At 44.4% G+C, this 12,423-nt stretch carries 11 protein-coding genes; 3 read left to right on the top strand and 8 right to left on the bottom strand.

Annotated elements, in window-relative coordinates:
• The first annotated feature begins 113 nt into the window (after positions 1–113).
• Positions 114–560, top strand: a complete 447-nt coding sequence (locus LI82_RS07770; protein ID WP_048194790.1) for a universal stress protein — start codon at positions 114–116, stop codon at positions 558–560.
• A 216-nt stretch (positions 561–776) separates the two neighbouring features.
• On the opposite strand, the gene LI82_RS07765 is transcribed toward LI82_RS07770, so the two are convergent.
• Complete coding sequence (locus LI82_RS07765; protein WP_048194788.1) at positions 777–983, bottom strand: hypothetical protein; 207 nt, start codon at positions 981–983, stop codon at positions 777–779.
• A gap of 243 nt (positions 984–1,226) precedes the next feature.
• Here LI82_RS07765 and LI82_RS07760 point away from each other — a divergent pair, with 243 nt between their 5' ends.
• On the top strand, positions 1,227–3,581 hold the full coding sequence (locus LI82_RS07760) for a DNA topoisomerase I (RefSeq protein WP_048196118.1): 2,355 nt from the start codon (positions 1,227–1,229) through the stop codon (positions 3,579–3,581).
• 78 nt (positions 3,582–3,659) lie between these two features.
• Here the strand turns inward: LI82_RS07760 and LI82_RS07755 are convergent, their stop codons facing one another.
• The 6 genes from LI82_RS07755 to LI82_RS07730 all read right to left on the bottom strand — a co-directional run bounded on the left by LI82_RS07755 (position 3,660) and on the right by LI82_RS07730 (position 10,419).
• On the bottom strand, positions 3,660–4,193 hold the full coding sequence (locus LI82_RS07755; RefSeq protein ID WP_048194786.1) for a nitroreductase family protein: 534 nt from the start codon (positions 4,191–4,193) through the stop codon (positions 3,660–3,662).
• Between the two features lie 80 nt (positions 4,194–4,273).
• Positions 4,274–5,281, bottom strand: a complete 1,008-nt coding sequence (gene ilvC, locus LI82_RS07750; RefSeq protein WP_048194784.1) for a ketol-acid reductoisomerase — start codon at positions 5,279–5,281, stop codon at positions 4,274–4,276.
• 38 nt (positions 5,282–5,319) lie between these two features.
• A complete protein-coding gene (gene ilvN, locus LI82_RS07745; RefSeq protein WP_048194782.1) occupies positions 5,320–5,805 on the bottom strand; it encodes an acetolactate synthase small subunit in 486 nt (161 codons plus the stop codon).
• On the bottom strand, positions 5,802–7,493 hold the full coding sequence (locus LI82_RS07740; protein ID WP_048194780.1) for an acetolactate synthase large subunit: 1,692 nt from the start codon (positions 7,491–7,493) through the stop codon (positions 5,802–5,804). The genes ilvN and LI82_RS07740 overlap by 4 nt, the downstream gene beginning before the upstream one ends.
• Before the next feature lie 110 nt (positions 7,494–7,603).
• A complete protein-coding gene (locus LI82_RS07735) occupies positions 7,604–9,088 on the bottom strand; it encodes a (R)-citramalate synthase (RefSeq protein ID WP_201770320.1) in 1,485 nt (494 codons plus the stop codon).
• Between the two features lie 278 nt (positions 9,089–9,366).
• A complete protein-coding gene (locus LI82_RS07730) occupies positions 9,367–10,419 on the bottom strand; it encodes a M42 family metallopeptidase (RefSeq protein WP_048194777.1) in 1,053 nt (350 codons plus the stop codon).
• Between the two features lie 224 nt (positions 10,420–10,643).
• Here LI82_RS07730 and mdh point away from each other — a divergent pair, with 224 nt between their 5' ends.
• On the top strand, positions 10,644–11,567 hold the full coding sequence (mdh, locus tag LI82_RS07725; RefSeq protein ID WP_048194775.1) for a malate dehydrogenase: 924 nt from the start codon (positions 10,644–10,646) through the stop codon (positions 11,565–11,567).
• Between the two features lie 65 nt (positions 11,568–11,632).
• On the opposite strand, the gene LI82_RS07720 is transcribed toward mdh, so the two are convergent.
• Positions 11,633–12,373: a 3-oxoacyl-ACP reductase family protein gene (locus tag LI82_RS07720; protein ID WP_048194773.1), complete on the bottom strand. Its 741-nt coding sequence runs from the start codon at positions 12,371–12,373 to the stop codon at positions 11,633–11,635.
• Between the last annotated feature and the right edge of the window lie 50 nt (positions 12,374–12,423).

Genomic DNA, 12,423 nt, shown 5'->3' with positions numbered 1-12,423 from the left:
CGGAAATGTCAGTCTCTTATCATGTTTTGGGAAAGTTGATATATTATTGAAGTTTATATTTATTTAGCAAAGTGCACCATGCACTGCTTACAGATCAACAAGGGGGTAATTGTGTGACTGGTAATGAATATAAAAAGATCCTGATAGCTACTGACGGATCAGAAAATGCGGATAGTGCAGTTTTATCCGGTATAGATATTGCAAAAAAACTTGATGCAAAGGTATATGCAGTTTGTGTAGTACCTACGCACCCATCTTCTTCAATGCCTATAGGTTCCAGGATGATGCAGTGGGAAGTACCATTCAAGGTCATGATGGAAGAAGCTAAAAAGGCTGTTGAACAGGTTGCAGATGCCTGCTCTTCTAGTGACGTTGAGGTTGAAACCTTGGTCCTTGAGGGCCATCCGGCAGAAGAGATCATCAAGTATGCAGAAGAGAACAAAATGGACCTTATTGTAATGGGAAGTCTTGGAAAGACAGGACTTACAAGATTACTTCTTGGAAGTGTTGCAGAGGAAGTGTTGCGTCACTCCAAGGTAGATGTCATGGTCTCAAGGTGAGCTATATTGCTCACCACTTTTGATACCTTAAATCCCTGACTTTCCAAATACTGTTTTTTTATTTCCTTGATGGCTTAATTACTAAAGAATAAATTGCAGAATAGTTGATCTCTACAGGATTGGCAGTAGCTATTGTTCTTAAAAAATAAGCAGTGAGAATCGTATGAGGGGTTAAGGAACCATTTGGTTCCATATCCCTCGAAATATTATTTAGTTTTAATCTTCAACTTCCATTGCGTTGATTATGTCATTAACGGTTAGTTCTCCTTTGGCTGCCCTTTTTATCATGGGATAGATGTATGAGCAGTCGTCAATTGCACTCCAGCGTTTTTCTCCGACCTTCTGGATAATTTCTTCCAGTATCTTTTCACAATCGTTACAATATTTGTTTTCAGTTTCAACTCCACAAACAGTACATTGCATAGTTACCCTCCAATATTAGATTGGTTTGTATATTTATGAAGTTTTTGATGAGGTTGCATTCTTTTTCTTCATCTCTTAGTTATCTTTTGATAAAATCGGATCTTCTCCTTATGAGCCTGATCTATATGATGATCAATTTTGATAATCGAATACGATAATTAATGTACTGTTAGTACCATTTTATGTCACACCTTTTTTAGGAACAGTATCGCCATTTGAAAACGTTATTTGCCTTTGATTTCCATGACCACAGTCGTATTCACAGAGAAGAACAAAGCTGCAGCTCAGATATCGAACATATTAGCCGGCGGCTCGGCCAGACGAACAATTGTAGCCGGGGTTCCTGTTTATGAATTCCAGAGGAACGGTGTCCCCTGGAAAATAATGGGACTTGCAGGACATATCATGGGTTATGATTACCCGGAGGAGTTCAATAACTGGAGGGATGTCGATCCTGCTCTGCTTCTGGACACCGAACCGGTAAAACAGATCACAAAAGCCCAGTTTGGCAATGCGATACTAAAGCTTTCACAAGACGCTGATCTTCTTGTTCTTGCCTGCGATTTTGACAGGGAAGGTGAAAATATAGGGTTTGAGGCCAAATCCATCGCTGAAAAGGTATCAAAGTCGACCGTCAAGAGAGCAAGGTTCTCTTCTCTTTCAAAAAGTGAGATCGAGAAAGCCTTTACAGATCTTGTGGAGCCTGATGAGAACATGGCAATGTCCGCAGAGGCAAGGCAGATTCTTGATCTGAAGATGGGCGCAGCATTCACTCGCTTTGTGACCCTTTCCGTGAGAGAGCGTGCTAGGACCAAAGGGGTGCTGTCTGTAGGTCCCTGCCAGACACCTACATGTGGTTTCGTCTATGAGCGTGAACTTGCCATACGAAAGTTCGATTCGAAGGACTTCTGGAAGATCGAAGGATTTTTTATCGGAAAAGGAACCGATTTTGCAGGGGCTCACCGTGGCGGTCACATTTATGAAAAGGAAAAAGCAGATGCTATATTCAGCAAGATCAAAGGCTGTAAGACCGCGTTGGTATCAAAGAAGACTGTAAAGGAGATGAAGACAAATGCTCCGTTCCCGCTTAACACCAATGAGTTCCTGAAACGTTCATCCAAATTCCTTGGGGTAAGTCCTGAAAAGGCTCTGGAGGTCGCAGAGCAGCTTTACCTTTCCGGTTTTACAAGTTATCCCAGGACAGAGACCAACAAGTATGCCGATGATATGGATTTCAAGAAGATCCTAAAAGGATTTACCAGAGGCGATTATCAGGACTTCGCACTGTTGCTTCTCTCTCAGAGCACGATAACTCCTCGTAACGGGAAGAAAGATGGTCATGACCACCCCCCTATCCATCCGATAAAAGCAGGTTCCCGTGCAGAAATTGAAAAGGCTGTCAAAATGCCTCATGCATGGGATATCTATGACCTTATAGTAAGACACTTTATTGCAAACCTGCTGCCTGAAGCTGTCTTTGAGAAGACACGCTTTGAGCTCACAGTAGGGGATGAGTTGTTCGATTCCACAGGGTCTATCCAGAAGAGTGCTGGTTGGCTTGCAGTATATCCTTTTGAAAAGCCAAAGGATAAGCTCTTACCTGATCTCGAAGAGCTTGATGTTATAGATGTGAAGAAGATCAACAATGTAAAGTCACAGACAATGCCTCCAAAGAAGCTTACGGAAGCAGAGTTGCTGACCCTCATGGACAAGCATGGTATCGGTACCAAGGCAACCGCACCTTCTCATATTGAAACGAACAAGAAACGTGGTTATTTTGAGACAAAGGGTAAGACCATTGCAATAATGGATACAGGTTTCACCCTGATGGATGCGCTGCACAGCTCTGTGCCCATACTTGTCAAACCGGATATTCGTGCCCGGATCGAATCCCTCATTCAGGAGGTTGAGGACGGGACAAAGAAGTTCCCACAGGCCCTTGAGGAAGGCACTGCCCTTATCAAGGAAATGTATTCCCAGCTGCTGAAGAACCGCGATGTCATGGTCTCCCAGATTGCAGGTACAATTACTGATGAGGCTGTTGCTGCAGACAAGAAGAATCACGTCGGGACATGCCCGGAATGTGGTCGTATGCTTCGCATGGTCATTACTGACAAGGGGCGTTTTGTGGGATGTACGGGCTATCCGCAATGTAAGAATACATACCCGCTTCCAAAAGCAGGTGCACTGAATGTGCAGCGTTCCAGGAAGTGTAAAAAGGATGGTATTGCCGTTATCAAAGTGGGGAATAAATACTTCTGGTCGGTCGGCATCGGTCCGTGTTTTTCATGTGAACTGGAAAAGGAATGCTTCCCGCCTGAAGTGATAGGTCCGTGCCCTTCCTGTGATGGCCAGATGTTCCTTATTGCTACAAAGGACTCGCGTTTTCTGGGATGCACCAAGCGCTGTGGTCATACTCAATCGGTTCCGAAGAAAGGACGCTTGACAGTGACGGATAAGGTCTGTGAGGGTTGTGGATGGCACTTTATAAGGGTAAAAGAGCAGGGGAAAGATGCCAAGGAATACTGTGCTAATCGTAAGTGTGAGGCAGCAGCTGCAGCCCGTAAAGATGCGATCAGAAAAGCCAGGGAAAAATGAAAAAATTAATATTTGAAATATAAAGCTTAAAACTTTAAATATAACGTTTAAAGCTTAAAGTTCAAAAAGTGGCAGGTCTTAATTTTCGCCTGTCCACTTTTCACCATACTTTTCGTTGAATGTTATCTCTTCGATAGCTTTTCTTGTTGAAGAACGCTCTTTTCCCACCGGGTGACCGATAGCAAGGACTGCCATGAGTTCAAGACTTTCCGGTACTTCAAGAACAGCATTTACCTGTTCGTTCTTTTTGAGGATCTCTCCAAGCCACACAGCTCCAAGACCAAGATCTTCGCATGCGAGAAGCATGTTCTGTATGGAAGCACCGATGGCAAGCACATCCTTGTCATGATGGTACATGGTGCCCTGGTCAAGGTATACTGCGATCAGCACTTTTGCCTGCAAAACTATCTTTGAATAATGCGTGCAGTCTGCCAGTTCTTTGATTGTGTTTTCGTTCCGGACAACGATGAACTTCCAGGGTTGGTTGTTAAGGCCTGAAGGTGCCCATTTGCCACAATCCAGAATGGTGTTGATCTCATCGTTGCTTACAGGGGATTCTGTGTATTCCCTGATGCTTCTGCGTGCAAGTATGGTCTCTATAGTAGTTGACATGTTATCACAGGATCATCAAAAAAAGAATGGTTTTCAGGACGTGTGTCCTGAAAAATGTATTTTTAGAATCGATTTTTAGCTTACTCTTCGTTGAGCTCGCTGTTGAGCCATGGCATCATTGCCCTGAGCTTCTTACCAACGACCTCTACAGGGTGCTCGTTCTCGAGGCGCTCCATGGAGGTAAGTACAGCGTGGTTTGTCTGTCCTTCAAGGACGAACTCACGTGCGAACTCACCGTTCTGGATCCTCTCGAGTGCAATGTACATTGCTTCACGGGACTCTTCGTTGATGACCTGCGGGCCAACTGTGAGACCTCCGTATTCTGCTGTGTTGGAGACTGAATACCACATCTTCTCAAGACCGCCCTCGTGGATGAGGTCGACGATGAGCTTGAGCTCGTGGAGTGTCTCAAAGTATGCCATCTCCGGCTGGTATCCTGCTTCTACAAGGACTTCAAAGGATGTCTTGATGAGGCTTGCGACACCACCACAGAGGTCTACCTGCTCACCGAACAGATCGGTCTCGGTCTCCTCGCGGAAGGTTGTCTCGATGACACCGGCTCTTGTACATCCGACACCCTTTGCGTGTGCGAGTGCCATTTCATGTGCATTGCCTGTTGCATCCTGGTAGATAGCGATAAGTCCTGGTACGCCAGCGCCTTCATTGTATGTCCTTCTTACAAGGTGGCCGGGGCTCTTTGGTGCGACCATGTATACGTCCACATCTTTTGATGGCACGATCTGGTTGTAGTGGATGTTGAATCCGTGGGAGAATACAAGCGCATTGCCTGCTTCAAGTCCTGGCTCGATCTCTGCGTAGTATACCTTTGACTGGATCTCGTCAGGGAGGAGGATCTGGATGACATCTGCAGCCTTTGCAGCATCTGCAACTGTCATTACCTTAAGACCATCGTTCTCTGCCTGTGCCCAGCGGCGGCTGCCTTCTCTAAGACCAATTACAACATCAAGACCTGAGTCGTGAAGGTTCTGAGCCTGTGCGTGTCCCTGGCTTCCATAACCCATTACAGCTACTGTCTTACCTTTAAGTGCGCCAAGATCGGCGTCTTTGTCATAGAACATTTCTACCATATTTATTTCTCCATATATTATAAATCAAAATAATTCAATTATGAACTTTTAGATCCCCTTGTAAGTGCTACCTTACCGGTCCTTGCCATTTCCTTGATTCCGAAAGGCTTCAGCAATGTCTGGATCGCCTTGATTTTGTTGGAATCTCCTGTAACCTCAACTGTAACTGATTTTGAAGCAACGTCAATGATCCTTGCCCTGAATATGTCTACTATCTGGATGATCTCAGCACGGTTGCTGGCATCGGTATTCACTTTTATAAGTGCCAGTTCCCTTTCAACGGATTCATCAGCGCCAAGGTCTGTTACACGAATAACTTCGATCAGCTTGTTAAGCTGCTTTGTGACCTGCTCAAGCACATGCTCATCACCGCGAACAACAATTGTCATCCTTGAGATGGTGGGGTCTTCAGTGATCCCTACTGCGAGGCTGTCAATATTGAAACCACGTCGTGAGAAGAGCCCTGCAACCCTTGTCAGTACTCCATATTTGTTCTCTACCAGAACTGCAAGTGTGTGTTTCATTGTGTTTTCTCCAGGTCAAGTATTTCGTTGATTGCTGCACCTGCTGGTACCATTGGTGATACGTTCTCTTCTCGTTCAATGATGAAGTCGATTATAACAGGTCGGTTTGCTTCAATTGCCTTTTCAATTGCAGGTCTGACCTCTGATGGCTTATTCACACGAATTCCAAGTGCTCCGTAGGCTTCTGCCAGTTTGACGAAGTCCACGCTATCCTCGATGGTAGTGTGTGAGTAACGGTGCTCGAAGAACAATGCCTGCCACTGCCTGACCATTCCAAGATATCCGTTGTTGAACAATGCGATGATGATCGGAATATCGTTCTGTACGATAGTTGCCATTTCCTGGGAGTTCATCTGGAACGATCCATCACCGGAAATATCGAATACGACCTTGTCAGGTCTTCCGAGCTTTGCACCGATAGCTGCGGGGAATCCATATCCCATAGTTCCCAGTCCACCTGAGGTTATGAATGTACGTGGCTCTTTGTACTTGAAGTACTGAGCTGCCCACATCTGGTGCTGTCCGACCTCTGTTACGACGATTGCATCAGGGCATGCCTCATTGATCTGCTCAATGATGTACTGTGGTTTGATTGCATCATCCCTGTTGACATAGTAGAGGGGGAAGTCCCGTTTCCATATGGCGATCTTGTCAAGCCATTCTTTTGTGTCACACTCATTGACATATGTCAGAAGTGACTTGAGGATATCTTTTGCATCTCCAACGATAGGTATGTCTACAGTGATATTCTTTGAGATCTCTGCCGGATCGATATCAATGTGGATGATCTTCGCATTTGGTGCAAATGACTGGAGCTTTCCTGTGACCCTGTCGTCAAAACGTGCTCCGACAGCGATCAAAAGGTCTGATTCCTGTACTGCATAATTGGCGTACTTGGTACCATGCATTCCCAGCATTCCAAGGTAAAGGTCATTATCATTTGGGAATCCGCCTATACCGGTCAATGTACTTGTGACAGGTGCCTTGATCTTCTCAGCAAAGGCGAGTAGCTCCTTGTTTGCGTCTGATCCGATGACACCGCCACCTGCATAGATGACAGGTCTTGTTGATTTTGCTATCGCTGATGCAGCTCTTTTAACCTGCTGGGTGTTGCCTTTGTAGGTAGGCTTGTAGCCGCGAAGCTCGACCTTGTCAGGATATACAAAATCGATCATATCGGTCGTGACATCCTTAGGCATATCAATAAGTACAGGTCCCGGCCTGCCGGTGGAAGCAATATGGAATGCTTCCTTGATGATCCTTGGAAGGTCCTTTGCATCCTGTACAAGATAATTGTGTTTTGTTATAGGCATTGTAATGCCTGTGATGTTAGCTTCCTGGAAGGCATCGTTGCCTATCATTGAGCTTGGTACTTGTCCGGTGAAAGCTACCATTGGAATTGAATCCATGTATGCGTTTGCTATACCTGTGACAAGGTTTGTTGCTCCCGGGCCTGATGTTGCCAGGCAGACACCTACTTTACCTGTGGCTCTTGCATATCCTTCGGCTGCATGGACTGCTGCCTGCTCATGCCTGACAAGCAGATGGTGCAGGTGTGCATCATAGAGTTCATCATAGATAGGGAGCAGCACGCCGCCTGGATATCCGAAGATAACTTCGACATTTTCCCTGTACAGGCACTCGACGAATGCTCTTGCGCCTGTCATTCTTTCTGGTTTTCCGGTCATGCTATCTTTTCCTTTGATTGATCGGTAAGATATTATCAATATATGTTTAAGATCTTTGTTTTTCAGTTTGTTGTTTTTTATTATGGCTGATCAGTCATGTATGTGAATGTTCAGTCCTGTATTAGCTGGTTGATCCCGTTAATGACGGCTTCCACAGAAGCCATGATTATGTCGGTACGTGCGCCTCTTGAAGTGACCATCTTTCCTTCCTTTGAAAGTTTGACAAGTACTTCTACAAGTGCATCGGTTCCTCCGGTGATCGAATCCACGTGATATTCTTCAAGATGAATATCTGCAACACCTGACACAGCCTTACGTATTCCTTCAAACGTCGCATCCACAGGTCCGTCTCCTATTCCCGCTTCAACTACCTCTTTTCCGTCAACGATCAGTCTTACGGAAGCTGTTGGTATTGCCTTGTTACCTGAAACAACAGTGAATTCCTCAAGCTTAACCTTTGATTCGCGATAGATATCAAGCACAGTCTCAGCGATGGTCTGGAGGTCAGCATCTGTGACACGTTTACCATGGTCACCCAATTCCTTGACACGACCTACTATCTCGTTCAGTTGTGACTCATCAACATCAAGTCCCAGTTCTTTCAATGCAAGTGTTACGGAACTCTTTCCTGCATGCTTTCCAAGTACGATCTGCCTTTCACGTCCAATGCTCTCAGGAGTTATTGGCTCATATGTGGAAGTATCCGCCAGCAATCCATGTACGTGGATTCCGGCTTCATGGGTAAATGCATTACCACCAACAAGGGACTTGTTAGGTGCTACAGCGAGTCCGGTCAGACGGCTGACAAGCCTTGAGACCTTGTAAAGCTCATTGGTCTTGATACCGGTGTCGTATTTGTATAGCCACTCAAGGGCCATTATGACCTCTTCAAGTGCCGTATTTCCTGCCCTTTCGCCGATACCATTGATCGTCATATGTGCTTCTCTTGCACCGCCATTCAATGCTGCGATGGTGTTAGATACCGCAAGCCCGAAGTCATTATGGCAGTGAATAGCAACGGGTACATCGATAGCTGATGTGAGTTTTTTGAATATCTCGGTCGTTCTTTCTGGCACAAGTAATCCTACTGTGTCACAGAAACATACCCTGTCAGCACCGACTTCCACGCCTGCTTTGTACAGGTCCTTTAAGAAATCCAGATCTGCCCTGGATGCATCCTCTCCGCTAAGCTCCACTATAAGTCCGTGGTCCTTTGCATACTCTGTAGCGCTTAATGCCATTTCCTTTAGTGCTTCCCTGTCCTTCTTGAGCTTCACACTGATGTGAAGGTCTGATACAGGTGCTACGAGGTGAATGGAATCCACATCGCATTCTAAGGCATAGTCCACATCCTGCTGCATGATACGGCAGTAGCTGCAGATCTCTGCGTCCAGCCCTTCAGCTGCCACAGCACGAATGGCTTCGCGCTCGCCTTCTGAAGTGATGGCTGAGCCTGCTTCGATGATGTCTACTCCCAGATCGTCAAGCTTGCGTGCGATCCAGACTTTCTCTTCTGTTTTCAGTGCGACACCAGGTGTCTGTTCACCGTCTCGTAAAGTTGTGTCCAAAAACCGGATATTTTCGAATAATGCAATCCCTCATTTTTATTTTTTGTATTTCAGCTAAATATGTTTTTTTCGATCGTGATCTTATGATCATCATTTTAAGATTTATCACTAATAATCAAGATGTTATTTATAGATGCATGTCGCTGACTATAACAGCCAAAAGAATACTTCTATTGGTTTTAGTACTTTTGGTGTGGAGCTTGCTTCATTCTATCCAGTGATAACATTTAGTAATGCTATCATATCTATCTTTTTTAGACGTGAGGTTTTCGATCAAAAATAAAAAAAGATATGCCAAAAAGGCATCAGAAATACTTGTCAACATTAAGTACTGCTTTTGTGATAAGGTCTGCACAGGCCTTAAGGTCCTCAAGGGACAATACCTCAACAGGCGAATGAATGTATCTTGTAGGTACACTGATGGTGCTTGAAGGAATGCCTTCACGCGTCAGGTGTATTGCAGTAGCATCTGTGGTACCGCCACCGCCTACGTTGAGCTGGTATGGTATCTCATTTTCCTCAGCTGTCTCTTTCAGCCACTTCACTACATTTTTGTCTGCAATGAGGCCTCTTCCGGATGCATCAACAACTGTAATGACTGCACCTTTTCCCATCTCAAGTGCAGAATCCTTCTTTTCGATACCCGGATGATCTCCCGGGAATGTGACATCAACTGCTATTGCAACATCAGGATTTAAGCCGAATGCGGATGTGCGTGCACCTTTGAGGCCTACCTCTTCCTGCACGGTTCCTACAGCATGGACAGTTGCCTTTACATCACTTTCGGATAGCTGTTTCATTGCATCGATAAGCATTGCAACACCTGCACGGTTGTCAAAGGCTTTACATGTGACAATTCCGTTGGCAAGAGGGGTATAATCCCTGTCAATGGAAATGGCAGTTCCAACGTCTACTCCCATGTTCATGGCATCCTCTTTGTCCTTTGCACCTATATCGATGAACATGTCCTCTGCCTTTACAGGTCGTTTCCTGTCTTCATCTGTCATGACATGCGGTGGCTTTGATCCGATCACTCCCGGAAGTGGTCCGTTGCTTCCGTGAACGACCACTCTCTGGCTGTGAAGTGTCTGGTCGAACCATCCTCCGATCTTAACAAAGCGCAGGAATCCGTTGTCATCGATGTACTGCACCATCAGGCCGATCTCATCCATGTGTGCTGCCAGCATGATGGTAGGGCCTTCTCCATTCTTTGTGGCAATAAGATTTCCCATCTTGTCGGTCTTTGTTCCATCAACAAATGGTTTTATTTCTTCTTCCATTATCTGTTTAATGTCATTCTCATATCCGGATATGCCGTGTGCATTGGATAACTTTTCAAGTAGCTTCTCTAGTTCCATGGCTGATCGGTGGTAGATTGGTCTTTGAGGATATAAATGTTAGAGTAAGGTTGTTTTGATCTGAAGTTTCTTATCCTGGTTTATATCTTGGTAGATTCAAACAAAAATCGAACAAAACTAAGAAACATATATTAATTTTGAACTTCAAACTTAGATTATAGTGTACTTTAGATCACATTGTACTGATTATTAGAGATGTCTAATCAAATGGGGGTTGTTACTTAATGAAGAAAATTGCAGTCATAGGATCAGGGAATGTTGGCGCTACCACGGTTCAACGTCTCGCAGAACTTGAACTTGGGCATATTGTTATGACCGATGTTGTTGCTGGTCTTCCTGAAGGGAAAGCACTTGATATTATTGAGGCTGCTCCAGTTCTTGGATACGATGTTGACATTCTGGGCACAACAGATTATGCTGACATTGCAGGTTCTGATATTGTTATCATTACTGCAGGAATTGCCCGTAAAAAGGGAATGGTAAGGGACGACCTCATGAAGATAAATGCAAATATCGTAAAAGAGGTCTGTGAAAATATAGCAATATATGCACCTGAAGCCATAGTTATCACTGTCTCTAATCCTCTGGATATAATGACCTATGCCACACAGAAATATACCGGATTGGAAACGAATCGGGTATTTGGAATGAGTGGAGTACTGGATTCAAGCCGGTTTGCAGCATTCATTGCAATGGAACTTGGAATTTCAGTAAAGGACGTTTCTGCATTGGTACTTGGTGGACATGGCGATTCCATGGTCGCATTGCCGCAATACACTACAGTATCAGGAGTTCCGCTGCCAGAATTACTTCCTGAAGAGACGATCGATAGGCTTGTAAAGCGCACTGTCAACGCCGGAACTGAAATTGTTGAATATCTTAAGACCGGGAGTTCTTTCTATGCGCCGGCGGCAGCCATTGCAGCCATGGTAGAATCTGTAATTAATGACCAGAAACGAGTTCTTCCTGCAGCCGCTTACTTGCAGGGAGAATATGGTGAGAATGGCCTGTATTTAGGAGTGCCTGTTATATTAGGTAAGAGCGGCGTGGAAAAGGTAATCGAACTTGAATTGACAGAAAGTCAGCAACAGGCATTTTCAAGATCTGCTAGGTCTGTGCACGAAGGGATAGCAAAGTTAAAACTGTGAAATCTACGGATATTTGATCAATTACATCTTCGATCTTCTGTGGTCAATTTGAATTTATCAGTTGTTCAGATCGTCTGACATCCATCAACAGATATTACCTGGCCACTGATGTAATTCCCAAGATCTGAGCTTAAAAACAGAACCACTTTTGCAACATCTTCTGGGTTACCACTTCGACCAAGAGCTATGTTTGCTATCAATTTTTCGCGAACTTCTTCTTTAACATCTCTGGTCAGATCAGTTTCAATGAAACCCGGTGCAATAGCATTAACAGTAATTCCATATCTGCCAAGTTCCTTTGCTGCAGACTTTGTAAATCCGATTACTCCTGCTTTGCTTGCCGAATATACTGTTTGGCCTGCATTTCCATTTAAGCCTATCACCGATGAGAGATTAATTATCTTTCCTGATCTTTTTCTTCTCATCATGTTTGATGCGTACCGACTACATAGGAAGGTTCCTTTTAAATTAACATCTATAGTCTGATCGAATAACTCAGTACTTGTCATCGCCAACAGATTACTTTTCAATATCCCGGCATTGTTTACAAGGATATCAAGTTTGGAATATCGTTCTTTAATAAACTCAAACATTTCTTTGACTTCATTCTCAACAGAAACATCTGCTTTTATCATGGTAGCTTGAAGTCCTTTCTCAGTAATATTTTCTACAAGTTCAGCTGCTTTATCTTCACTTTCTTTGTAGTTAATAATGACATGTGCATGGTTCTCTGCTGCCAGTAAAGCCGTAGCTCTACCAATTCCGCGACTGGCACCTGTGATCAGTACGACTTTATCTGTGAGCATGTTTTCCTTTCTTCCTATCTTTCTTTGAATATTTCAAGTTTGAATCATAA

This window comes from Methanococcoides methylutens (genome assembly GCF_000765475.1).
Taxonomy (GTDB): Archaea; Halobacteriota; Methanosarcinia; order Methanosarcinales; family Methanosarcinaceae; genus Methanococcoides; species Methanococcoides methylutens.
Note: the sequence above shows the minus strand (reverse complement) of the source record. Positions and strands in the feature narration are given on the sequence as shown.